At 70.7% G+C, this 24,006-nt stretch carries 22 protein-coding genes; 5 read left to right on the forward strand and 17 right to left on the reverse strand.

Annotated features, from left to right (window positions below; translation table 11 throughout):
* Positions 1–23: 23 nt before the first annotated feature.
* The 4 genes from IF188_RS07830 to IF188_RS07845 all read left to right on the forward strand — a co-directional run bounded on the left by IF188_RS07830 (position 24) and on the right by IF188_RS07845 (position 4,477).
* The gene (locus IF188_RS07830; protein WP_191171219.1) at positions 24–1,094 is read left to right on the forward strand and encodes an aminotransferase class V-fold PLP-dependent enzyme; all 1,071 of its coding nucleotides are present in this window, start codon (positions 24–26) and stop codon (positions 1,092–1,094) included.
* Positions 1,095–1,185: 91 nt separating this feature from the next.
* Complete coding sequence (locus tag IF188_RS07835) at positions 1,186–2,823, forward strand: N-acyl-D-amino-acid deacylase family protein (RefSeq protein WP_191171220.1); 1,638 nt, start codon at positions 1,186–1,188, stop codon at positions 2,821–2,823.
* Positions 2,820–3,206, forward strand: coding sequence for a RidA family protein (locus tag IF188_RS07840; RefSeq protein ID WP_191171221.1), 387 nt, complete (start codon positions 2,820–2,822; stop codon positions 3,204–3,206). The genes IF188_RS07835 and IF188_RS07840 overlap by 4 nt, the downstream gene beginning before the upstream one ends.
* Positions 3,206–4,477, forward strand: a complete 1,272-nt coding sequence (locus tag IF188_RS07845) for a type III PLP-dependent enzyme domain-containing protein (protein WP_191171222.1) — start codon at positions 3,206–3,208, stop codon at positions 4,475–4,477. The genes IF188_RS07840 and IF188_RS07845 overlap by 1 nt, the downstream gene beginning before the upstream one ends.
* 49 nt (positions 4,478–4,526) lie before the next feature.
* Here the strand turns inward: IF188_RS07845 and IF188_RS07850 are convergent, their stop codons facing one another.
* The 6 genes from IF188_RS07850 to IF188_RS07875 all read right to left on the reverse strand — a co-directional run bounded on the left by IF188_RS07850 (position 4,527) and on the right by IF188_RS07875 (position 11,328).
* Entirely contained in the window at positions 4,527–5,312 is a 786-nt protein-coding gene (locus tag IF188_RS07850; RefSeq protein ID WP_191171223.1) for a class I SAM-dependent methyltransferase, read from the reverse strand.
* The gene (locus IF188_RS07855) at positions 5,305–6,609 is read right to left on the reverse strand and encodes an MFS transporter (RefSeq protein WP_191171224.1); all 1,305 of its coding nucleotides are present in this window, start codon (positions 6,607–6,609) and stop codon (positions 5,305–5,307) included. The genes IF188_RS07850 and IF188_RS07855 overlap by 8 nt, the downstream gene beginning before the upstream one ends.
* On the reverse strand, positions 6,602–7,369 hold the full coding sequence (locus tag IF188_RS07860; RefSeq protein WP_191171225.1) for a fumarylacetoacetate hydrolase family protein: 768 nt from the start codon (positions 7,367–7,369) through the stop codon (positions 6,602–6,604). Before IF188_RS07860 ends, IF188_RS07855 begins: the two co-directional genes overlap by 8 nt.
* Before the next feature lie 208 nt (positions 7,370–7,577).
* Positions 7,578–8,690 carry a branched-chain amino acid aminotransferase gene (locus IF188_RS07865; protein WP_191171226.1) on the reverse strand — a complete coding sequence of 371 codons (1,113 nt, stop codon included), beginning with the start codon at positions 8,688–8,690 and terminating at the stop codon, positions 7,578–7,580.
* 36 nt (positions 8,691–8,726) lie between these two features.
* Entirely contained in the window at positions 8,727–9,779 is a 1,053-nt protein-coding gene (locus IF188_RS07870) for a 3-isopropylmalate dehydrogenase (RefSeq protein WP_191171227.1), read from the reverse strand.
* A gap of 7 nt (positions 9,780–9,786) precedes the next feature.
* Positions 9,787–11,328, reverse strand: a complete 1,542-nt coding sequence (locus IF188_RS07875; RefSeq protein WP_396652747.1) for an MFS transporter — start codon at positions 11,326–11,328, stop codon at positions 9,787–9,789.
* A 63-nt stretch (positions 11,329–11,391) separates the two neighbouring features.
* Here IF188_RS07875 and IF188_RS07880 point away from each other — a divergent pair, with 63 nt between their 5' ends.
* On the forward strand, positions 11,392–11,937 hold the full coding sequence (locus IF188_RS07880; RefSeq protein WP_191171228.1) for a TetR/AcrR family transcriptional regulator: 546 nt from the start codon (positions 11,392–11,394) through the stop codon (positions 11,935–11,937).
* A gap of 70 nt (positions 11,938–12,007) precedes the next feature.
* On the opposite strand, the gene serA is transcribed toward IF188_RS07880, so the two are convergent.
* The 11 genes from serA to ilvD form a co-directional block, all read right to left on the reverse strand.
* Complete coding sequence (gene serA, locus IF188_RS07885) at positions 12,008–13,612, reverse strand: phosphoglycerate dehydrogenase (protein ID WP_191171229.1); 1,605 nt, start codon at positions 13,610–13,612, stop codon at positions 12,008–12,010.
* Positions 13,613–13,760: 148 nt separating this feature from the next.
* Positions 13,761–14,135 carry a bacitracin resistance protein gene (locus IF188_RS07890; RefSeq protein WP_191171230.1) on the reverse strand — a complete coding sequence of 125 codons (375 nt, stop codon included), beginning with the start codon at positions 14,133–14,135 and terminating at the stop codon, positions 13,761–13,763.
* The gene (locus IF188_RS07895; protein WP_191171231.1) at positions 14,132–14,647 is read right to left on the reverse strand and encodes a DNA polymerase III subunit gamma/tau; all 516 of its coding nucleotides are present in this window, start codon (positions 14,645–14,647) and stop codon (positions 14,132–14,134) included. Before IF188_RS07895 ends, IF188_RS07890 begins: the two co-directional genes overlap by 4 nt.
* 78 nt (positions 14,648–14,725) lie before the next feature.
* Complete coding sequence (locus IF188_RS07900) at positions 14,726–15,568, reverse strand: peptidoglycan-binding domain-containing protein (protein ID WP_191171232.1); 843 nt, start codon at positions 15,566–15,568, stop codon at positions 14,726–14,728.
* Between the two features lie 80 nt (positions 15,569–15,648).
* Positions 15,649–16,365: a copper homeostasis protein CutC gene (locus tag IF188_RS07905; RefSeq protein ID WP_191171233.1), complete on the reverse strand. Its 717-nt coding sequence runs from the start codon at positions 16,363–16,365 to the stop codon at positions 15,649–15,651.
* Between the two features lie 91 nt (positions 16,366–16,456).
* A complete protein-coding gene (locus IF188_RS07910; protein ID WP_191171234.1) occupies positions 16,457–16,660 on the reverse strand; it encodes a hypothetical protein in 204 nt (67 codons plus the stop codon).
* 173 nt (positions 16,661–16,833) lie between these two features.
* A complete protein-coding gene (locus IF188_RS07915; protein ID WP_191171235.1) occupies positions 16,834–18,669 on the reverse strand; it encodes a bifunctional metallophosphatase/5'-nucleotidase in 1,836 nt (611 codons plus the stop codon).
* 154 nt (positions 18,670–18,823) lie between these two features.
* The gene (ilvC, locus tag IF188_RS07920; RefSeq protein WP_191171236.1) at positions 18,824–19,849 is read right to left on the reverse strand and encodes a ketol-acid reductoisomerase; all 1,026 of its coding nucleotides are present in this window, start codon (positions 19,847–19,849) and stop codon (positions 18,824–18,826) included.
* Between the two features lie 46 nt (positions 19,850–19,895).
* Positions 19,896–20,405 carry an acetolactate synthase small subunit gene (ilvN, locus tag IF188_RS07925; protein ID WP_191171237.1) on the reverse strand — a complete coding sequence of 170 codons (510 nt, stop codon included), beginning with the start codon at positions 20,403–20,405 and terminating at the stop codon, positions 19,896–19,898.
* Between the two features lie 3 nt (positions 20,406–20,408).
* Positions 20,409–22,211, reverse strand: a complete 1,803-nt coding sequence (locus IF188_RS07930; RefSeq protein ID WP_191171238.1) for an acetolactate synthase large subunit — start codon at positions 22,209–22,211, stop codon at positions 20,409–20,411.
* Positions 22,212–22,258: 47 nt separating this feature from the next.
* Entirely contained in the window at positions 22,259–23,980 is a 1,722-nt protein-coding gene (ilvD, locus tag IF188_RS07935) for a dihydroxy-acid dehydratase (RefSeq protein WP_191171239.1), read from the reverse strand.
* Between the last annotated feature and the right edge of the window lie 26 nt (positions 23,981–24,006).

Here is a 24,006-nt window from a genome sequence, read left to right on the forward strand (position 1 = left end):
TGGTCGGACCCCAGGCTGGAGGCATGTCCGCACTGGTCGACTCCTCCCCCGCGATCCGCGCCGCGCAGCGCGAGTTCCCGGGCGCACGCGACTACCTCGCGGCGTGCACGACAGGCCTTCCCGCGCGCGCCACCCGCGCTGCCGTCATCGCCGATCTCGACGCGGCCTCGGCCGGGCGCGTGGACCTCGCGTCGTACTGCGCCGCCGTCGAACGCTCACGGGCGCTGTTCGGAACGCTCGTCGGCGTCGGCGCGGAGCGCGTCGCGATCGGATCCCAGACCTCCGTCGCCGCCGGGCTCATCGCCGCGTCGCTGCCCGACGGCGCCGAAGTGCTCGCACCCGAAGGCGAGTTCTCGTCGGTCGTCCTGCCGTTCGTCCACGCCGGGCGCGGCATCCGCGTCCGCACAGCGGCACTCGCCGACCTCGCCGCGGCAGTGCGTCCCGAGACCGCGCTGGTCGCCTTCTCGATCGTGCAGTCCGCGACGGGAGAGGTGGCGGATGCCGCAGCCGTCGTCTCTGCGGCCGCCCGCCATGATGCGCTCACACTGTGCGATGCCACCCAGGCCGTCGGGTGGCTGCCGGTCGCGGCCTCCGACTTCGACGCCGTGGTGTGTCACGCGTACAAATGGCTGTGCGCGCCGCGCGGTGTCGCGTTCCTCGCACTGTCGGAGCGCCTCACCGCCGCGCTGACTCCCGTGCATGCGGGATGGTACGCCGGCGACGACCCGTGGTCGTCCTGCTACGGCGTCGGGGTCGAGCTCGCCGACGACGCCCGCAGGTTCGACGTCTCGCCCGCGTGGCAGGCCTTCGTCGGCGCCGCGCCCGCCCTCGAGCTGTTCGCCTCGATCGACCCGGGCGAGCTGTACCGGCACGCCACGGGTCTCGCCGCCGCGTTCCGCGCCGGACTCGGTCTGCCCGAGCCCGCCCGCGCCTCCGCGATCGTGACCTGGGACGACCCGGACGGGTGCGATCTCGCCCGTCTGAGCGCGGCGGGCATCACCGCCTCCGGTCGCGCCGGACGCGCCCGCGTCGCGTTCCACGTCTTCAACGACGGCGAGGACGTCGACCTCGCCCTGGCCGCCCTCGGCCGCTGAGGCCCCCGAGCCCGAACCCCGGCATCCACGCGCACCCGACTGCGTAGACTGCTGACGCGGGTCAGCCGGCCCTCGCAGCGACGGAGGCCCGATGACCCCCCACCCCGACCGCGCGGTGCTGCGAGGCGGCGTCGTGATCGACGGGACGGGCAGACCTCGTCGCACCGCCGATGTCGGGATCGTCGACGGTCGCATCGCCACGATCGGTGAGGTCGAGGAGCGTCCGGGCGACGCCGTCGTGGACTGTCGCGGCCGGTTCGTGCTGCCGGGGTTCATCGACGCCCACGCGCACGCGGACGGCCGGATCTTCGACCCCCAGGTGCAGCTGGCCCTGCTGCGGCAGGGTGTGACCACGGTCATCGGCGGGCAGGACGGCGTGTCGTACGCCCCCGGTGACGGGGTGTGGGCGAGCCGGTACTTCGCCGCGATCAACGGCCCGCACCCGAGCTACGCCGGCGGCGGTGTGGCTGCGCTGCTGGCGTCGTACGACGGCGCGACCCCGCTCAACGCCGGCTATCTGGTGCCGGCGGGGACGGTCCGTCACGAGGTGATGGGCATGCGGCGCGGGCGAGCGGACGCCGTCGAACTGGCCGAGATGCGACGGCTCGTCGCCGAAGGGCTCGAGGCCGGCGCACTCGGGCTGTCGACCGGACTGGACTACGTGCCGGGCCTCTTCGCGGATGCCGACGAGCTCGCGCAGCTGTGCGCGCCGGTCGCCGAGGCCGGCGCCCTGTACGTCACTCACATGCGCGGCGGTTACGAGGCGAACACCGCCGCCGGCCTCGCCGAGGTCATCGCGATCTGCGCCGCCGGTTCGGCGCACGACGGCCTGCGCGGTCACGTCTCGCACCTGCACGTCGATGCGGACGACGCCGAACGGCTGCTGGCCGCGGCCGCCGCTGCGGGCGCCGACCTGTCCTTCGACATGTACCCGTACACACGCGGCTGCACCCTCGTCGCGATGGCCGTGCTTCCGCCGGAATACAGCGCGCTGGAGGTCGGCGACGCCGTCGCGCGCCTCATCGACCCCGACGAACGCGCGCGCCTGCGGGACGAGTGGTTTCCGGCCGTCGCCGACAAGCCGAGCCTCGGCCCGGACTGGCCGTCGATGATCCGCATCGGGCACACCCCGTCGGCGGAATGGGCGTGGGCACCCGGGCTCACGCTCGCCGAGATCGCGCACCGGCGCGGCGCCTCGGTCGTCGACGCCACGCTCGACCTGCTCGTGGCCGGACGCCTCGAAGTGAACGCGGTGATGGCCGTGCGCGACGAGCGTCCGGTCGAGAACCTGGCCCGCCTGTTCGCGCTCGACGGGCACACCGGAGGCTCCGACGGCATCTTCGTCGGCGCCGTCCCGCACCCCCGCGCTGCCGGAGCCTTCGCGCGGCTTCTCCGCACCTACGTCGGCCGGTCGTTCGAATGGGAGGGCGCGGCCGTACACCTCGCCGCCCGCACCGCGGAGCGCTTCGGCCTCGAGGGTCGCGGCATCCTTCGGCCCGGTGCCGCTGCCGACGTCGCGATCGTCGACCCGCTTCTCGTCACCGACTCCGCCACCTACGACGACCCTCGCGCGCTCGCCCGCGGCATCGACGATGTGTTCGTGAACGGCGCGCACGTGCTGCGCAACGGTGCGCTCACCGGTGCCCTCGCCGGGCAGGGGCTGCGCCGCGCGGGCTCGGCCGCCGGCATCCACTCCTCCGCACAGTCCTCCACGAAAGGAACGCCATGACCAAAGAAGCCGTCATGATCCAGAACGCCCCCAAGCCCGCGGGGCCGTACAGTCACGGCGTCGCCGCCAACGGGCTGCTCTTCACCGCCGGCTTCGGCCCGCAGGACCCCGCCACCGGTGAGGTCGTGACCGGGGGCGTGTACGAGCAGACGCAGCAGGTGCTGCGCAACGTGCGCAGCGTGCTCGAGGCCAAAGGCGCGTCGTTCGACGACGTCGTGAAGGTAACCGCCCACCTGCAGCACCTCAAGCGCGACTTCGCCGAGTACAACCGCGCGTACGGCGAGTTCTTCACCGAGCCCTACCCGGTGCGCACCACCGTCGGCTCCGATCTCTACGACATCCTCGTCGAGATCGACGTCGTCGCGGTCCTGCCGGGGGCGTGATGCCGAGCGAGCGCGTCCTCGGCCCGGACGACCTGCTGATCGGGAACCACAAGGGACTGCCCGCGGCTGCCGCCGGGCTGACCGTCGCGGAGTTCCTGGCCCGCGAACCTCGCCTCGCGGAGCTGTGGACCCCGCTGCTCGTCCTCGACCGGGGCGCGCTCGACGACAACATCGCGTTCCTCGCCGGCTGGGTCGCCGCGCGAGGCCTCGAGCTCATGCCCCACGGCAAGACCACGATGGCCCCGGCGCTCTGGCAGCGGCAGCTGGACGCCGGCGCCACCGGGATCACGGTGGCCACACCGTGGCAGCTGCGGGTGGCGGTGGATGCCGGCGTCCCGGCCGTCATGCTGGCGAACCAGTTCGCGCAGACCGAGGCGATCCGCTGGGCGGCCGAGGCCGCCGCATCGGGCACCCGGATCTGGAGCTGGGTCGACGGCCCGGCGACGATCGATCTCATCGAGCATGCGCTCGGCGACGCCCCCGCGCGGCCCCTCGAGGTCCTCGTCGACCTCGGGCGTCCCGGCGGACGCACCGGCGTGCGGTCCCTCGGGGCTGCGGTCGCCCTCGCCGAGCGGATCGCCGCCTCGCCCGCGGTGCGGCTCGCCGGTGTGGCCGGCTACGAGGGTGCGATCGCGCACGGCCGGGGACCGGAGGGTCTTGCGGCGGCCCGGGCGTTCGTCGACGAGATCCTCGCCGCCCACGACGCGTTCCGTCCGCTCTACGACGACGGCGATGTGCTGGTGACCGCGGGCGGCAGCGCCTACCCCGATGTCGTCGGTGCGGCCTTCGCCGCTGCTGTCGCGGGCGGCGACTCCGCCCGGTTCGTGCTGCGCTCGGGCGCCTACATCGTGCACGATCACGGGTACTACCGGCAGAACTCCCCGTTCGAGGGGGCGGGTCTGCGCCCCGCGGCGCGCGGGATCGCGCGCGTGATCTCGCGCCCAGAGTCGGGCCTCGTGCTGATCGACGCCGGCAAGCGCGACTTCCCCTACGACGAAGGGCTGCCCGTCCCGCTGTATGCGATCGCCTCGGACGGAGGACGGATGCCGCTCCCCGGCGCCGAACTCACGAAGCTCAACGACCAGCACGGCTTTCTGCGTGTCACGCCGGCCTCTCCTCTCGCCCTCGGCGACCTGGTGGTGTTCGGCCTCTCGCACCCCTGCACGATGTTCGACAAGTGGCGGCTCGTGCCCGTCGTCGACACCCTCGATGACGAGTCGTTCGACCCTGCCGGCGCCACGCTCGTCGATCTCGTCGAGACCCGGTTCTGAGTTCCGGAGCACCGGTCACGGGGTGAGAAGGTGCCGGTGAGGGGACGGATCAGGAGGGGCGGCCCGAGACCAGCACAGCCCGGTGCGGCACGGTCACCCGTCCGCCGGAACCGGCCAGCTCGTCTGTGACCCGGCGGTAGGCGGCAGCCATCCGACCCCGCGTGGCGGCATCCTGCGCGCGATAGATGCCGCCCACGGTGGCGACCCCGCCCTCGACTCCGATCCACAGCTCGTCGGGGGTGAACGCGAAGTCCCACGCGACGATCCGAGCCCGCACGTCGGCGAGACCCGCGTCGCGGAACATCGCCGCGACGCCGTCGGCGTCGCGCCCGAAGTCCTTGTCGGGCGGCAAGGTCTTGTCGGCGGGGCGGTCGAGCCCGGCGGCGTCCAGCACGGCGTCCCATATCGGCCGGAGCGGACTCACGACCCCGTGCCAGATCGTGGCCACGACCACGCCGCCCGGCTTCGCCACGCGGGCGAGCTCGCCGGCCGACTCTCGGGCATCCGGAACATGGTTCAGGACGAAGTTCGCCGTGACGGCATCCGCGGTCTCGTCCTCGAGGCCCAGACGCGGCAGCGCACGGACGAAGAAGGGCAGGCCGGGATGGCGGCTGCGCGCGGTGGCGATCATGGACTCGGCAGCGTCCACGCCGGCGGCATCCCATCCTCGCGCGACAGCGGCCGCCACAACGGTGCCGGGTCCCGTGCCGACGTCCAGCAGCACCCGCCCGCCGGTGCGCGCCGCGGCCTCGTCGAGCACGGCGTCGACCGACCCGGCGCACAGCACCGCGAACGAGGCCGCGTAGGCCTCGCCGACGTCCGACCAGTCAGCCATCGGTCCCCACCTTCTCCGCCGACGCGGACGCGGACCGCCGCGACGCCCGCCACCCCAGCGGGGCCATCACGACCGAGGCCGCGACCAGCACCATCACGACCAGCGCGAGGCCGCCGTAGCCGATCCCGCCCAGCACCGCGCCCGCGGCGATGGCCCCGACGCCGCCGACGACGCTCATGGTGAAGTCGCTGATGCCCTGACGCCGGGTGCGCTGCTCTTCGGATGAGGACTCGACGAGGAGCGTCGCCCCGGCGACCGTCGAGGCGCTCCACCCGAGGCCGAGGAGCACGAGCGCGACGGTGACGGCGACCGTGGAGCTCTGCCCGAATGACGCCGTGAGCAGCGCCGCGGCGAGCAGCACCTGGCCGACGAGGATGGTGGGCACCCGCCCGACCCTGTCGGACAGGATGCCGAACACGGGCGACAGCGCGTACATGCCCGCGATGTGCAGGCTTATCGTCAGGCCGATGATCGACAGGGTCGCCGCATCGGAATCGCCGTGGGTGAGGTGCGTGAGATGCACCGGCGTCATCGCCATGATCGACACCATCGTGCCGTGCGCGGCCGAGACCGCGAAGATCGCGTAACGCGCGGCCACGGGTCGGTCTGCGCGGGCGATCCCCCGAGCCGCGGCCGGCGTGCTCGCTGTGACGCGCTGTGCGAGCAGCAGGGGGTCTGGCCGCATCGACGTCGCGTAGAGCACGATGGCCAGCAGCTGCGCCACCACCGTGAACAGGTACGGACCGGTCATCGCGGGCATGCCGATCGCGTCGCCGAGCACCTCGCCCGGACCGACCAGGTTGGGCCCCAGCACCGCGCCCACGGTGGTCGCCCACACCACGATCGACAGATCCCGTCCGCGGGAGGCATCCGTCGCCAGGTCCGCCGCCGCGAAGCGCGACTGCAGGTTGGCGGCCTGACCCGCGCCGATGATCGCGAAGCCGATCAGCAGCAGCGGGAACGCCTGCACGGCGACCGCCAGGATCACCAGTCCGACGCCGACGAGTGCGACGGCCATGCCCGCCGTGAGCGACAGTCGCCGGCCCCGGCGGCGGGCGATCGCGGCGAGCGGGACGGCCGTCAGCGCCGTCCCGAGGGTGATGGATGCCGCGGCCAGCCCCGACAGGGAGTCGCTGCCCGACAGCTCGGCAGCGAGCACCGCGCCCAGCGACAGCGTCGCACCGAACGCGAGGCCGCCGAGCACCTGTCCGAGCGAGAGCACCCAGACGGTGCGCCGCTGGATGCGCGCGACCTCGTCGGCCGACGGGACCGCGGCGGCTGCTGCAGCGTCAGGCATCACGCGCGCTGTTGCGCAGCGTCCCGAGGCCGGTGATCTCGACCTCGACGGTGTCACCCGCGACGATCTGGCCGACACCGGCCGGGGTGCCCGTCAGGATGACGTCGCCCGGCAGCAGCGTGAACGCCGCGGACGCGTACGCGATGACGTCGGCCAGCGAGAAGATCATGTCGCTGATCGGACCCTGCTGGCGCACCTCGCCGTTGAGCCGGGTGGTGATGACGGCGTCGCCGGCGGGATCGAACTCGGTCTCGATGGCCGGGCCGAGCGGGCAGGAGGTGTCGAACCCCTTGGCGCGGGCCCACTGGCCGTCGCTCTTCTGCCAGTCGCGCGCCGTCAGGTCGTTCGCGATCGTGTACCCGAAGACGTACTCGAGCGCACGGTCGGCGGGCACGTTCTTGGCGATGCGGCCGATGACCGCCGCCAGCTCGCCCTCGAAGCTGACGAAGTCCGAGCCCGCCGGCAGCGCCACGACGTCACCCGGCCCGATGACCGAGGTGTTGGGCTTGAAGAACAGCATCGGCGCCGTCGGGACGTCGTTGCCGAGCTCCGCCGCGTGATCGCGGTAGTTGCGGCCCACAGCGACGACCTTCGAGCGGGGGATCACGGGAGCCAGCAGTGCCACGTCGGCCAGCGGCACGCGCTCGCCCGTCGTGTCGTAGCCCGCGAACATCGGGTCGCCCTCGAGGACGACCAGCTCACCCTCGTCGACGATCCCGTATCTGATGGCGTCGTTGTGGCTGAAGCGCGCGATCCTCACGCAATCACCCTAGCCTGGAGCGCGCTCCCGCGCGCCTCGGGCCCGACGCCGCACTCGTGCACGGCCCGCCGCGCTTCGTCGACCGCGGTGCGGCGTCTCACTCCGGAGTACGGCGCCTCGCCTACAGTGACCGCGACGGATGCCGGCGGCCGAGGATGCACGAAGCCCCCGCGGGTGCGACCCGCGGGGGCTTCGTGCGATCCGGCGTTCAGCCGTCGAGGCGCACCATCCAGCCGTGGCGGTCCTCGACGCGGCCGTACTGGATCCCGGTCAGCTCCTCGCGCAGCGAGAGCGCCAGTTCCGAGGACGCGTCGCCCTCGTGCACGATCTCGTAGTCGTCGGCGATCAGCTTGCCGATCGGCACGACCACCGCGGCCGTGCCGCACGCGAACGCGCCGACGATGGTGCCGGCGGCTGCGCCCTCGCGCCATTCGTCGATCGTGACCTTGCGCTGCTCGACCGTGAGGCCGCGGTCCTCGGCGAGCTGCAGGATCGACGCGAGCGTGATGCCCTCGAGGATCGAGTCGGACTCGGGGGTGATCAGCCGGCCGTCGTTCGTCACCAGCACGAGATTCATGCCGCCGAGCTCTTCGATGTAGCCGTCATCGAGGAAGAGCACCTGCTGGCAGCCCTTCTCGTACGCCTCGGCCTGCGGCAGCAGGCTCGACGCGTAGTTGCCGCCGGTCTTCGCCGCACCGGTGCCGCCGTGCCCGGCGCGCGAGTAGCGGGTCGACAGCGCGATGTTCACCGGCTGCACGCCGCCGGTGAAATACGCGCCCGCGGGTGAGGCGATCAGGTAGTACGCGACCTTCTTGGCAGCGCGGACACCGAGGAACGCCTCCTTGGCGAACATGAACGGACGCAGGTACAGGCTCGTCTCGGGAGCGGTCGGCACCCACGCGCCGTCCACCGCGATGAGCTCGCGCAGCGACTCGAGGAAGTACTCCGCCGGCAGCTCCGGCAGGGCGAGTCGGCGTGCCGAGCGCTGCAGGCGGGCGGCATTGCGGTCGGGGCGGAAGGTCCAGATCGAGCCGTCGGCGTGACGGTAGGCCTTCAGACCCTCGAAGATCTCCTGCGAGTAGTGCAGCACAGCGGCTGCCGGGTCGAGCGGGATGGGACCGTAGGGCTGCACGCGCGGACGGTGCCAGCCGCCCTTCTCCGACCAGCAGATGTCGACCATGTGGTCGGTGAAGTGCTGACCGAAGCCGGGGTCGGCCAGGATCGCCTCGCGCTCGGCGTCGGGTGTGGGCTCGGCGTCGGGGACGACGTTCCAGACGAGGCCCGAGGCCGAGGGCGCCTGAAGGTGGAGTTCGGTGGTCATGGGTGCATCCTCCGTCGGTGCGGCGACGTATACAGGTTAAGCCGAGACGCGGGCGGCGATGGCGTCGCCGATCTCGGTCGTCGTTCGGGGTGCAGTGCCGCGGTTCGCGATGTCGTCCTCGACGGCGGCGGTGACGCGCTGAGCCTCGTCGTGCAGCCCGAGGTGGTCGAGCAGCAGCGAGACCGAGAGGATCGCGGCCGTGGGATCGGCCTTCTGCTGGCCCGCGATGTCAGGCGCCGAACCGTGCACGGGCTCGAACATCGAGGGGAACGCGCCGTCGGGGTTGATGTTGCCCGAAGCGGCGAGGCCGATGCCACCGGTGACGGCGCCGGCCAGGTCCGTGAGGATGTCGCCGAAGAGGTTGTCGGTGACGATCACATCGAAGCGGCCCGGGTTCGTGACCAGGAAGATGGTTGCCGCGTCGACGTGCAGATAGTCTACGGCGACGTCGGGGTGCTCCAGTGCCACCTCGTCGACCAGACGCTTCCAGATCCCGCCGGCATGGACGAGGACGTTCGTCTTGTGCACGAGGGTGAGCTTCTTGCTGCGGCGCTCGGCGAGCTCGAACGCGTAGCGCACCACGCGCTCGACTCCGAACGCCGTGTTGACCGATGTCTCGTTGGCGACCTCATGCGGCGTGCCGGTGCGGATCGATCCGCCGTTGCCGACGTACGGGCCCTCGGTGCCCTCGCGCACCACGACGAAGTCGATGTCGCCGGGTGCCGCAAGCGGTCCGGGCACGCCGGGGTACAGCTTCGAGGGTCGCAGGTTCACGTAGTGGTCGAGCTCGAACCGCAGCTTGAGCAGGAGCCCGCGCTCGATGTTCGCGTCCTTCAGTCGCGGGTCGCCGGGCACTCCCCCGACGGCGCCGAGCAGGATCGCGTCGTGTGAGCGGATCGCGTCGAGGTCGGTGTCGGTCAGCGTCTCGCCCGTCTCGAGGAAGCGCGCCGCCCCCAGCGAGAACCGCGTCCGCTCGAACCGGACGTCGCCGCCGGAGGTGGCGGCATCCAGCACCTTCTCGGCTTCCGTGATGACCTCGGGACCGATGCCGTCACCCGGGATGACGGCAAGCTTCACGACACGCGACATGGTGCTCCTACGACTTCTGGCGGGACTCTCCCAGGGTAGTGGCCGCGATGACCCCCGCGATCACGACGAGCGCCGCTCCGATGAGCGCCGTCACGGTGACCCCGGCGTCGAACGCGCTCGCCGCCGCGTCGAACAGTGCGGTGCCCGTCGACCCGCCGATCGCCTCCGAAGCGTGCACGGCGCCTGCGAGGGTCTCTGAGGCGGCATCGGCCGCGGCATCCGGGACTCCGGCCGGGATCACGAGGTTGGTGCGGTACAGCGCGGTGAGGATGCCGCCGAGCACGGTCGTGCCGAGCACGGCGCCCAGCTCGTACGCGGTCTCGGAGACCGCGCTGGCGGCACCGGCCTTCGCCGGCGGAGCGCTGGCGAGCACGAGCTCGTTCGACACGGTCTCGGCGGCGCCGATGCCGATGCCGAGCGACACGAACGCCGCCACGAGCGCCGCGATGCTGTCGGGCCCCGTCGCGAACGCGACGGTGACGTAGCCGGCGACCGAGAAGATCAGCGCCACCGGGATCACCGCACGGGCAGGCCACTTCTTCGAAATCGGCACGACCGCCAGGCCCGACACGATCATCATCACAAGGCCAGGCACGAGCGCGAGACCGGCCTGCAGCGGCGTGAGCCCCACGATGAGCTGCAGGTGCTGCGCGACGAAGAACAGGAAGCCTACGAGCGCGATCACGCTCAGCAGGTTCACCAGCAGCGCGCCGGTGAACGTGCCGAGCCCGAACAGACGCATGTCGAGCATGGGACTCTGCGCCCGCAGCTGACGGCGCACGAACAGCACGCCGAATCCGAAGCCGACCAGCACCGGGAGCCAGGCGCTCACCCCGAAGCCGTGCGCGGCGAGCTCCTTGATGCCGTAGACGATCGGGATCATCGTCGCCATCGACAGCACGATGCTGAGCGGGTCGATCCGGCCGGGTCGCGGGTCGCGGCTCTCGGGCACGAGCAGCGGCGCGAGGATCAGCAGCGGGATGAGCACGGGCACCGACAGCAGGAACACCGAGCCCCACGAGAAGTGCTCGAGCAGCAGCCCGCCGACGATCGGGCCGAGCGCGGCGCCGGCCGAGAACATGGCGGCCCACACCGCGATCGCGAGACGCCGCTGGTCGCGGTCGGTGAAGATGCTGCGCAGCAGCGACAGCGTGGACGGCATCAGCATGGCTCCGAACACGCCCATGCCGGCGCGCGCCGCGATGAGCAGCGCCGCGGTGGGTGCGAACGCGGCGAGCACGGACACCGCCGCGAAGCCGGTCGCGCCGATGAGCAGCATCCGGCGGCGTCCGAACCGGTCGCCGAGCGTCCCCATCGTCACGAGCAGACCTGCGAGCACGAGCGGATAGGCATCGATGATCCACAGCTGCTGCGTGCTCGACGGCTCGAGGTCGAGTGCGATCTCGGGCAGCGCGAAGCTCAGCACCGTGTTGTCGACCGAGACGAGCAGCACCGGCAGCATGAGCACGATCAGCGCCGCCCAGCCGCGCCAGCCGACCTTCCGCCCCTGGGCGTCGGCGAGCGAGAGTTCCTGAGTGAGAGTCATCATTTCTATACCGTCCAGCCGGTATAGTAACAGGATGCCGCACCGCCTGTCGATACCATCGAGGCCATGAGCCGCCCTCCCCTCGCCCGCGAGAAGGTGCTCGACGCCTTCGAGCGCATCCTCATCGAGGACGGCGAACGTGCGGCGACGATGGATGCCGCGGCCCGCGCCGCCGGCGTCTCGAAAGGCGGTCTGCTGTATCACTTCGGCACGAAGGAGGCCATGGAGGCAGCGCTCATCGCCCGTCTGTCGGATCTCGTCGACGCCGACCTCGCGGCGATCGCCGCAGCCCCCGAGGGCCCCGTCGCCTACTTCCTGCGGTCGTCGGTGATGGACGACGAGCCGCTCGATCGCGCGATCATCGCGGCATCACGGCTGGCGCAGTCCGGCAACGCCCCGGCGATCGCGGCCCTGCATGACATGCGCTCCCGCTGGGAGGACGCGCTGCGACCCCACACGCGCGATGCAGCGGCGCTCGACCTCGTCATGCTCGTGAGCGACGGGCTCTACTTCAACAACGCCCTGGGCGGCGACGCGCCGCTCACCGTCGTGCCGAACGGCGCGGCGCTCGACGCGCTCGTCGCCCTGGTCGAACGCACCGTGCGCGACTGATCCGATCCGATACGACGGATGCCTCGTCCCTCGGCCTTGCGAAGGCGGAAGGACGAGGCATCCACTCGGATCAGGACTCGGTGATCTCGATCTGACGGAACAGGTCGGCGTCGATCGCCGCGCGGACCTCGTCGAGCAGACCATCCGGCACGGGAGAGTCGACCGTGAGCACGGACAGCGCCTGGCCGCCTGCGGCCTGACGCGCGATCTGCATGCCGGCGATGTTGATGCCCGCGTCGCCGAAGCGCTGACCGTAGACCGCGACGATGCCGGGACGGTCGGTGTACAGCATGACGATGTGGTTCGTCTCGATCGGCAGCTCGATCGCGTAGCCGTTGATGGCGACCAGCTTCTCGACCTGCTTGGTGCCGGTGAGCGTGCCCGAGACCGACAGCTGCGAGCCGTCCGACAGCGCCCCGCTCAGCGTGATGACGTTGCGGTACTCGGGGCTGTCGTCGTCGACGAGCAGGCGCACGTCCACGCCTCGCTGCTCGGCCAGCAGCGGAGCGTTCACGTACGAGACCGTCTCACTGACGATGTTCGTGAAGACGCCCTTGAGCGCTGCGAGCTTGAGGACACTCACGTCGTAGGCCTGCAGTTCGCCGTGCACCTCGACGTCCAGGCTCGTCAGGGGCGAGTGCGCGAGCGCGGCGAAGATCTGGCCGAGCTTCTCGACCAGCGGGATGCCGGGCCGCACGTACGGGTCGATGACGCCGCCGGCGACGTTCACCGCGTCGGGCACGAGTTCGCCGCCGAGCGCGAGGCGCACCGACTTGGCGACCGAGACGCCCGCCTTCTCCTGCGCTTCTTCGGTGGAGGCGCCCAGGTGCGGGGTGACGACGACGTTCGGCAGGCTCAGCAGCGCCGCAGCGGTGCCGCCCTCGGCCGGCGGCTCCGAGGTGAAGACGTCGAGGCCTGCGCCGGCGATCTCGCCCGTCGTGAGCGCGGTGTGCAGCGCCGCCTCGTCGATGAGGCCGCCGCGCGCGACGTTCACGACATAGGCGGTCGGCTTCATGATCTTGAACTGCGCGGCGCCGATCATGCCCGTCGTCTCGGGCGTCTTGGGCATGTGGATCGTGACGAAGTCGCTCTGCTCGAGCAGCTCTTCGAGCGAGAGCAGCTGCACGCCGAGCTGCTGCGCCCGCGCGCTCGTGACGTACGGATCGTAGGCGACCACGCGCATGTCGAACGCCTGCAGGCGCGCCGCGATGAGGGCGCCGATGCGGCCGAGGCCGATGATGCCGACCGTCTTCTCGAACAGCTCGGTGCCGGTGTAGGAGCTGCGCTTCCATGCGCCGCCCGACAGCGACGCGTGCGCGGCGGGGATGCGGCGCGCGAGGCTCAGGATGTGGCCGACCGTGAGCTCGGCGGCCGAGATGATGTTCGACGTCGGAGCGTTGACGACCATGACGCCGGCGGTCGTCGCGGTCTTGATGTCGACGTTGTCGAGACCGACGCCGGCGCGGGCCACGACCTTCAGCACGGGGGCCGCGGCGATCGCCTCGGCGTCGATCTTCGTCGCCGAGCGGATCAGCACGGCGTTCGCCTCGGCGAGAGCCGACAGCAGCGCCGGCCGGTCGGTGCCGTCGACGTTGCGCACGTCGAAGTCCGGACCCAGGGCGTCGATCGTGGCGGGAGAGAGTTCTTCGGCGATCAGAACGACAGGCTTCGTCACGGTGTTCCTTCGGTGACAGCGCGCGAGCACGCGGCATTGCTCGGATGGGATCGTTGCCGCGCCGCACGCCGTCGGGGGCGAGGCCTCACCGGCCAGCCTATCGCGGGTGTCTGTGCACCTCTGACCGTGTGACGGCCGTCAGCCCGCGTCAGCCGACGAGCGATGTGCTGTAACCCACCGTGTACGCGATGACGTTCAGCCAGAACACTGCGACGAGAGCGAGCCCCGTGAGCATGATGAGCAGCAATTCGTGCGCCGGTCGCCGATATCCGAGTGCGAACGCGGCCGCCCAAACGAGCAGCGGAAACAGTGCCGCGAAGATCCACACGAACCAGCCGAGGAGATTCAGCGATACCCCAAGTCGACCGAAGTCCGCAAGAGTAAGCACCAGGTTGCCGATCGCGTTCCACACCGCGTACGCGTAGAAGAGGCCGATGAGGCCCGAGATCGTGGCCACGAGCCAGGTCGGCGCCGAACGACGCGCGGTCGCGGGCGTGACGGCATCCACGTGTTCGTCGGTCATTGCCCCACCGCCCCGATCAGCACGAACGGCCACGGCACCAGCAGCACCACGCCCGCCGCGAGCCAGGCGAACCGCACCCACGCGCGCGACGCACGTGTGAGCAGGAACACCGTCGCGAACCACAGCACCGGCGCCAGCACGGCCAGCCACAGGCTCCCCTGGTACATCGCGTCGGTGACGAGGAACGGGCGCCAGTCCTGCACGCGCAGTCCGCCGATGATCCAGCCGATCGCGAAGAGCGCGTACACCCCGCCGAGGATGCCGACGCCGATGAGCTCGCCGTTGCCCATGGGCCCCCGGCCTGCACGGGCGACCGCCGGCGCCGCTTCGGCACCGACCGTCTCGCTGCCCTTGCCGACGGCCGTGAAGCCCTCCGGAAGCTCGGGCGCCGTCGCGGGCTCGGAAGCCGGTTCGGTCTCGTCGGCCTCGACGTCGTGGGACGCGCCGACGTCGAGCGTGGGGTCGTCGTCGCCGTCCCAGGACAGGGCGTCGTCGTCGCGGCCGTTCGTCACCTCCCCAGCGTACTGCCGGGGGACGGATGGATGCCGCAGCCGGGCCGCGGGGAACGCCCGGGGCCCGGCATCCCTTCGTCAGTCGAACAGCCGCACCATGAGACCGTGCCAGGTCTGCGGTCCGGCGATGCCGTCCGGAGGCGGGAAGAACACCTGCTGGAACGACCGGACGGCGGCGTCGGTCAGCGGTCCGAAGTCCCCGTCGACGACGAGGCCCCCGGGGAGCAGCGTCTGCAGAGCCCGGACGGCGTCGCCGTGGTCGCCCTGTCGCACGGTCACGATGAGGTGCGGCCAGTCGAGCTGCCCGAGCGTCGTGGACACCTCCACGGCACGCAGGGTCTGCTGGTAGGTGCGGACCGCCTCGCCGCTGAGCGGGCCGAACACGCCGTCGGCGGCGATGGTCGCGCCGTGCGCGCGCAGCAGGTGCTGCGCCGCGAGGACGCGCCAGTTGGTGTCCTGCGTGGCTCCGACTTTGACGAGCGCCCACGGCTGCGGCCCGGGAGTGAAGGTGCTGAAGAACGACCAGGTCTCGCGACCCGCGACACCGTCCTGCGTGAGCCCCCACGACTCCTGGAAGAAGCGCACGTACTCGGCGGTGACGGGCCCGTACGAGCCGTCCACGACGAGGGGCGCATCGCCGGGCCACCTGACGAGCCCGAACTGCTGTACGGCGCGCACGGCGTCGCCCGACGACCCCTGCTGGACCGTCACCACCAGTCGCGGCCAGGTCACCGGCCCCACGACACCGTCGGCGGGGACGCCCTGCGCGGTCTGGAACGCCGTCACGGCGGCGGCGGTCAGCGGACCATAGTCCCCGTCCGCGGCGACGGCGTGGCCGTGCGCGCGCAGCAGGTACTGGATCCCTGGCACGATGGGCGCGGTCGACCCGACGCCGATCGTGCTCCACGGTTCGATGTTCATGGCGGCTCCTCACGTCACCTTCTCGGCGGGAGCGAGCGCCCCTGAGTGCGGAGGCGCCGCGGCGTGCGCCTGATACCTCGTCAGCCCGCGGCGGCCACCGCGTCGGCGACCGTCGCCGCATCGGTGACGTCGTGGCCCGCCGATCCGCCGCCGGGGCCGGACGGGGCGTCGTGGCCGGCGCGGGAACGGGCCGAGAGGTGCACGGCGTCGACGCCGGCCGCGAACAGGGCCGCGATGTCGGCGGGCTGCACGCCGCCGCCCGCCATCACCTCGACGTCGCCCGACCGTGCGGCGAACGCCGCGAGCATGTCAAGTCCGTCGATCGAGCGGGGGGCTCCGCCCGACGTCAGCACCCGGTCCACGCCCTCGGCGACGAGCGCGTCGAACACAGCCGACGGATCGGCGGACGCGTCGATCGCCCGGTGGAAGACGAGTGTCGCCGGGCCGGCGGCATCCCGCCACCGACGCAGCGTGTCGACGTCGAGTCCTCCGGACGCGTCGAGCGTGCCGACCACGACACCGCCCGCTCCGCGGTCGACGCACGCGCGGATGTCGGCGGACACGATCGCGACCTCGTCGGCGTCGTAGACGAAGCCGCCGCCGCGCGGGCGCACCAGCACGTTCACGGCCGCGGGATCGACGGCGGTCAGCACGGCTTCCAGCAGGCCGAGGGAGGGCGTCAGCCCACCCGCCTCGAGTGCCTGGCACAGCTCCAGGCGGGTCGCGCCGCCCGCCATCGCGATGCGGGCGCCTGCGGGGTCCTGGACGGCGATCTCGACGGGGTGGAGTGCAGACATGCGGTGAAGCCTACCGGCCGGGACCGCGCGGCGGTCGTCCGTCGGCGGGCATGGCGAGGCCCGCCGCTCCCCGTGTGCGGCGGGCCTCGAATCAGGCGTAGCGCGGGCGCTGCGGTGTCGCGAAGTGCTCCCGCAGCCAGAGTCCGATGCCGGTGTGCGCGGGTGCGCCGGGGCGCTCGGGCGTGAGCTGCGGGCCGCGGTCGGCGATGCTGCGCCGGATCTGTTGTTCTCGGATCAGGGCCGCCGTGCGCTCGCGGTGCAGTCGGTCGGCCAGGATCGGTGTGGTGGCGTCCATGGCCTTTCCTCTCCTTCGGGGTTCGCCGGGTTCGGCGTTGTGCTTATTGGTGAGCGGGGACAGGCCCGCGCTGATACGTGCGGGTCGCCCGTCACCGGGTGGCACTCCCCCGGCCGTTCTCCGGACGCGCGACGGCCCGGCCCCTTCACCAGGACCGGGCCGCGCGAGCTGGATCAGAACACCGGCGTGCCTGCGCGCACCAGCTGCCAGTTGACGACGTGGAAGTCGGCCGGATCGATCTCGCCCGCGGTCGAGGCGAACGCGACGATCGCCTCGCGGATCGCGACCTGGGCGTTGTAGACGACGGGAGCGGTGGCGATGTGCGGGAAGCCGCCGCCGCCGGACTGGCGGTAGTTGTTGACCGCCACGACGAACCGCTGGTCGGCCGCGACCGGCAGTCCGTCGTACGCGAGGTTCAGGATGCGCGCACCCTGGTCCTGCGAGATGTCGATGTCGTAGGTCACACCTGAGAACTGGTCGTAGTTGTAGTCGGGCGTGCCGGACGCGTTCGTCCATGCCTCGGGGGTCACCGGTGCGTCCGGAGCCACCGTGGCGAAGTACTTCGCGGAGTACTCGAGGTAGTCCTTGATCTGCGCGCCCGTAAACACCGAGGCCATGAGCGTGTTGTCGTAGATGTAGAGCCCCGCGACGTCCTTGATGGTCACCTGCCCCGCGGGGAAGGTCGCCGCGCGGTTGAACGGCGCCGCGATCGACACGATCGGGAGGGATGCCTCAGCCGTGCCCGCGATCGCCTTCGTGACGGTCTCGACCTGGACATGGTTCACGTAATCGAGGATCGCCGTGTCCTTCCAGCACGACTCCGCCGCCGACAGCACGTCGGTCGACGTCGCCACCGCCGTGTTGACGTACGCGACGACCGCGTCGTGCTGCGCCTTCACGACCGCGACGAGCGCCGGATCGTCCTCGACGGTGTTGGAGTTGAGCGTCTTCGCGGACGCCCTCACGATGCTCCACCTGCCGGCGGTGAGCGCCAGGTCCAGGTCGAAGCGGCTCACGCGCTGTCCCCACTTGCCCGGCTCGCTCATGACGACCTTGTCGCCCGTCGTGCTGTTCGCGACGATCCGCTGCGGGACGTCGTTGTGAGCGTGGCCGAACAGGATCACGTCGATGCCGGGCACCTGCTCTGCCAGCAGCGCCGACGCGTTCTCCACCGGCAGATCCGAGCCGTACGAAGACAGGCCGCTGTCGCCCGCGTGCACGCTCACGACGACCACATCCACGCCGCGGCGCCGCATCACGGGCACCCACCGAGCCGCCGATTCGATGACGTCGAGAACGTCGACACGCCCGCTCACGTTGGCCTTGTCCCAGATCACGACACCCGGGTTCGTGAGCCCGAGCACACCGACCCGGATGGCGGGCAGCCCCCGGCCCGCGTGCATGTTCTTGATGACGAAGGGCTCGAATCGCGGCACCGCGGTCCCCGCATGGACCGCGTTGGCCGCAAGAGCCGGGGCGTCGAGCTGCGAGATCCAGTTGTCGAGGTAGCCCAGACCGTAGTTGAACTCGTGATTGCCCAGCGCGACGGCGTCGTAGCCGATCGCGTTGAACTGAGCGGCCATCGGGTGGATCGCACCCGACGTCGTCACCGGGTCGACCGTGGCGTAGTAGAACCCGAGCGGCGTGCCCTGGATCGTGTCACCGGCGTCGAACAGCAGCGTGCGGTCCGCGCCGACCTCGGCACGGACCTGGTTCACCAGCGTCGACACGCGCGCCAGACCGATCGCATTCTTGGCGCTGTCCGCGTAGGCCGCGTCCTTGTAGTAGTCCCAGTTCAGCGCGTTCGAGTGGAGGTCGGAGGTGCCGAGGATGGCGATCCTGACGGACTTCGCGGGCGGCGCGGCTGTCGCCTTGGGGGCGCCTGCCCACCCCGCCGCCAGCAGCACGCTCGCGGCGGACGCGCTGGTGAGGAGCGTGCGACGGCTGAAGCCCGACCGCGGCGGATCCTCCGTTCCGGGGGTGAGATCGTCGGACGCGTGGTCAGGCATGTGTTCTCCCATGGCGAGGATCACACCACGCGCGCGAGCCCCGCGACAAGAGCCGGATGATGAGGAAACTCTCAGCAACCGGAGAACGGCAGGTGACACGCAGAAGACCCGGCCCCCGCGAACGGGAGCCGGGCCTTCAGCGGAGCGGATCGGGTCAGCGCGCGGCCGAGCCCTCGACGTAGTCCTCGTCCTGCTGCTTCCACGCGAACAGGGCGCGCAGGTCCTTGCCGGTCTTCTCGATCGGGTGCTGCGCCTCCTTCTCGCGCAGCGCGAGGAACTCCGGCGCACCGGCGTCCTGGTCGTCGATGAAGCGCTTGGCGAACGCGCCCGACTGGATGTCGGCGAGCACGGCCTTCATGTTCTCCTTCACCGAGGGGTCGATGACGCGGGGGCCGGACACGTAGTCGCCGTACTCGGCCGTGTCGGAGATCGACCAGCGCTGCTTGGCGATGCCGCCCTCCCACATGAGGTCGACGATCAGCTTCAGCTCGTGGAGCACCTCGAAGTAGGCGATCTCGGGCTGGTAGCCCGCCTCGGTCAGGGTCTCGAAGCCGTACTCGACGAGGTGCGACATGCCGCCGCAGAGCACGGACTGCTCACCGAACAGGTCGGTCTCGGTCTCTTCGGTGAACGTCGTCTTGATGACGCCGGCGCGGGTGCCGCCGATCGCCTTCGCATACGACAGCGCGGTCGCCCACGCGGTGCCCGAGGCGTCCTGCTCGACGGCGATGATGTCGGGGATGCCGCGACCGGCGACGTACTCGCGACGAACCGTGTGTCCGGGGGCCTTCGGCGCGACGAGGATCACGTCGACGCCCTCGGGCACCTGGATGTAGCCGAAGCGGATGTTGAAGCCGTGCGCGAACGCGAGCGTCTTGCCGGGCGTCAGCTTGTCTTTGATCGACTCGGCGTAGATCGCGCGCTGGTGCTGGTCGGGTGCCAGGATCATGATGAGGTCGGCCCACTCGGCCGCATCGGCGACCGACTTGACCTCGAAGCCCTCGTCCTGGGCCTTCTCGGTGGACTTCGAGCCCTCCTTGAGGGCGATGACGACCTCGACACCCGAGTCGCGAAGGTTCTGGGCGTGCGCGTGGCCCTGCGAGCCGTAGCCCACGATCGCCACCTTCTTGCCCTGGATGATGCTCAGGTCGGCATCGGCGTCGTAGAAGATCTCAGCCATCTTCGTTGTTTCTCCTTGATTGATTTCGGTCTTTGTCGGTGGTCGGTCAGCCGCGCAGCACGCGCTCGGTGATGCTCTTGCCGCCGCGACCGATCGCGACGAGGCCGGACTGGGCGAGCTCCTTGATGCCGAACGGCTCGAGGGCGCGCAGGAAGGCCTCGACCTTGCCCTTGTCGCCGGTCACCTCGACGACGACGGCATCGGGCGCGTAGTCGACGATCTGCGCACGGAAGAGGTTGACGACCTCCAGCACGTTGGAGCGTGTCTGGTTGTCGGCGCGCACCTTGATGAGCATGTGCTCGCGCTGGACCGACGCGGCGGGGTCGAGCTCGACGATCTTGATCACGTTGATCAGCTTGTTCAGCTGCTTCGTGACCTGCTCCAGCGGCAGCTCGTCGACGTCCACGACCACCGTGATGCGCGAGAGTCCCGGCACCTCGGTGACGCCCACGGCGAGAGACTCGATGTTGAACCCGCGACGGGCGAACAGTCCGGCGACGCGCGTCAGCAGACCCGGCTTGTCCTCGACGAGGAGGCTCAGCACGTGACTCGTCATGTCTCAGTCCTCCATCTCGGCAAAGGCGGGCGAGTGGTCCAGCGCGTACTGGACGTAGCTGTTGCTCACACCCTGCGGCACCATCGGCCAGACCATGGCGTCCGCGCTCACGACGAAGTCGATCACGACGGGACGGTCGTTCGTCTCCAGCGCGGTCTTGATCGCGGCATCCACGTCCTCCTCCTTCTCGACGCGCAGCGCGAGGCACCCGTACGCCTCGGCCAGCTTCACGAAGTCGGGGATGCGGACCGTGCCGTGGCCGGTGTTGAGGTCGGTGTTGGAGTGGCGACCGTCGTAGAAGAGGGTCTGCCACTGGCGCACCATGCCCAGCGACGAGTTGTTGATGATCGCGACCTTGATCGGGATGTTGTTGATCGCGCAGGTCGCGAGCTCCTGATTGGTCATCTGGAAGCATCCGTCGCCGTCGATCGCCCACACCACGCGATCGGGCTCGGCGACCTTCGCACCCATCGCCGCGGGAACGGCGTACCCCATCGTGCCGGCGCCTCCCGAGTTGAGCCAGGCGTTGGGGCGCTCGTACTTGATGAACTGCGCCGCCCACATCTGGTGCTGCCCGACGCCGGCGGCGTAGATGCCCTCGGGTCCGGTCAGCTCGCCGATGCGCTGGATCACGTACTGCGGCGCCATCAATCCGTCGGTGGGCTGCGCGTACCCCAGCGGAAACTCGTCACGCAGCCCGTCGAGGAACGACCACCACTCGGAGATGTCGGCGGACTCCCCCGCTGCCGCGGTGCGGTACGCCGCTTCCAAGTCCACCAGCACGTCCTTCAGGTCGCCCACGATCGGCACATCGGCGGTGCGGATCTTCGAGATCTCGGCCGGGTCGATGTCGACGTGGACGATCTGCGCGTGCGGCGCGAACTGCGACGCCTTGCCGGTGACGCGGTCGTCGAAGCGGGCGCCGAGCGCGACGATGAGGTCGGACTCCTGCAGGGCGAGCACCGCCGGCACCGTGCCGTGCATGCCCGGCATGCCGAGGTGCTGCGCATGCGAGTCCGGGAACGCGCCGCGCGCCATGAGCGTCGTCACGACGGGCGCTCCGGTCGCCTCGGCGAGCGTGCGCAGCTCGTCCGACGCCTGCGCGCGGATGACGCCGCCGCCGACGTACAGCACCGGCTTCTTGGCCTCGGCGATCAGCTGCGCCGCCGCCTGGATCTGCTTGCCGTGCGCCTTCGTCACCGGCCGGTAGCCCGGCAGGTCGATCTTCGGCGGCCACACGAACGGCACCTCGGTCTGCTGCGCGTCCTTCGTGATGTCGACGAGCACCGGCCCGGGGCGGCCCGTCGACGCGATCTCGAAGGCGGCGGCGATCGCGCCGGGGATGTCCTCTGCGCGCTTCACCAAGAACGAGTGCTTGGTGATCGGCATGGTGATGCCGACGATGTCGGCCTCTTGGAAGGCATCCGTCCCCATGAGGGTCGAGAAGACCTGACCGGTGATGCACACGATCGGCACCGAGTCCATGTACGCGTCGGCGATGGCGGTCACGAGGTTGGTCGCACCGGGACCGGACGTCGCGATCGCCACGCCGGTCTTGTTGGACGACGACGCGTAGCCCTGGGCGGCGTGGCCCGCGCCCTGCTCGTGGCGCACCAGGATGTGGCGCACGGCCTCGGCGTCCATGAGCGGGTCGTACACGGGCATGATGGCGCCGCCCGGCAGCCCGAAGACGTCAGTGACGCCCAGGAGCTCGAGCGAGCGGACGACCGCTTCTGCGCCCGTGAGCACGGGCGCAGAAGCGGTGCGGGCTGGCGGCCGGGGAACGGCGGCGGTGTCGGCTGACATGAAGGGATCCTCTGATTCCTGTCGGAGGGATGTCGGACGCCAGGAGCTCAACCGGTCGTCGCGCCCTCCGCAGCGGAGCGCACGAGACGGGAGTACTTGGCAAGGACGCCACGGGTATAGCGCGGGGGAAGCGGCTCCCAGCCAGAGTGGCGGGAGCTCAGCTCGGTCTCATCGACGAGTAGGTCGAGAGTGCGAGCCGCGATATCGACCCGTATCAGATCACCATCGCGCACGAAGGCGATGGGACCAGCGTCCACCGCTTCGGGTGCTATGTGGCCGATGCACAGGCCGGTTGTGCCGCCTGAGAATCGTCCGTCCGTCAAGAGTAGTACATCTTTTCCGAGCCCTGCGCCCTTGATGGCCGCGGTGATCGCGAGCATCTCGCGCATGCCGGGGCCGCCCTTGGGGCCCTCGTAACGGATGACCACGACGTCGCCCGCGGTGATCTCGCCGGCTTCGAGTGCGTCCATCGCGGCGCGCTCGCGCTCGAACACGCGGGCGGGTCCTTCGAACACGGTGGCGTCGAAGCCGGCCGTCTTGACCACCGCGCCCTCGGGGGCGAGCGAGCCGTGGAGGATCGTCAGGCCGCCGGTGGCGTGGATCGGGTCGTCGAAGCGGTGGATGACCTTGCCGTCGACCGGCTGCGGGTCGAGCTCGGCGAGGTTCTCGGCGAGCGTCTTGCCGGTCACGGTGAGGGCATCCCCGTGCAGCAGGCCCTCGTCGAGCATCGCCTTCATGATGACCGGGATGCCGCCGTGGCGGTCGACGTCGTTCATGACGTACTTGCCGAACGGCTTCATGTCGGCCACGTGGGGCACCTTGTCGCCGATGCGGTTGAAGTCGTGCAGGCTCAGCTCGACCTCGGCCTCGCGCGCGATCGCGAGCAGGTGGAGCACGACGTTCGTCGAGCCGCCGAGCGCCATCGCGAGGGCGATCGCGTTCTCGAACGCCTCCTTCGTGAGGATGTCGCGCGTCGTGATGCCCTGACGCAGCAGGTTCACGACCGCCTCGCCCGAGCGGTGGGCGAAGTAGTCGCGGCGGCGGTCCGCCGAGGGCGGCGCTGCCGAGCCCGGCAGGCTGAGACCGAGCGCCTCGGCCACCGACGCCATGGTGTTGGCGGTGTACATGCCGCCGCACGCGCCCTCACCCGGGGCGATGGCGCACTCGATGCGCTTGAGGTCGGCCTCGCTCATCTTGCCCGCGAGACACGCGCCGACGGCCTCGAACGAGTCGATGATCGTGACGTCCTTCTCGGTGCCGTCCGAGAGCTTGACCCAGCCCGGTGCGATCGAACCGGCATAGAGGAACACGCTCGACAGGTCGAGGCGGGCCGACGCCATGAGCATGCCGGGGATCGACTTGTCGCAGCCGGCGAGCAGCACCGAGCCGTCGAGGCGCTCGGCCATGATGACGGTCTCGACCGAGTCGGCGATGACCTCGCGCGAGACGAGCGAGAAGTGCATGCCCTCGTGACCCATCGAGATGCCGTCCGATACCGAGATGGTGCCGAACTGCAGCGGGTAGCCGCCGCCGGCGTGCACGCCCTCTTTGGCGCCCTGCGCGAGGCGGTCCAGGCTCAGGTTGCACGGGGTGATCTCGTTCCAGCTGGACGCGATGCCGATCTGGGGCTTGTCCCAGTCCTCGTCGCCCATCCCGACGGCGCGGAGCATTCCGCGCGAGGTCGTCGCTTCGATGCCGTCGGTGACGACGCGACTGCGAGGCTTGATGTCGATGGAGTTATCAGCTGCGGGTGAATCGGGCTGGGCCATTGTTGAAGTCTATTCCCGGTCAGACA

Source organism: Microbacterium helvum (assembly GCF_014779795.1).
GTDB classification, from domain to species: Bacteria; Actinomycetota; Actinomycetes; order Actinomycetales; family Microbacteriaceae; genus Microbacterium; species Microbacterium helvum.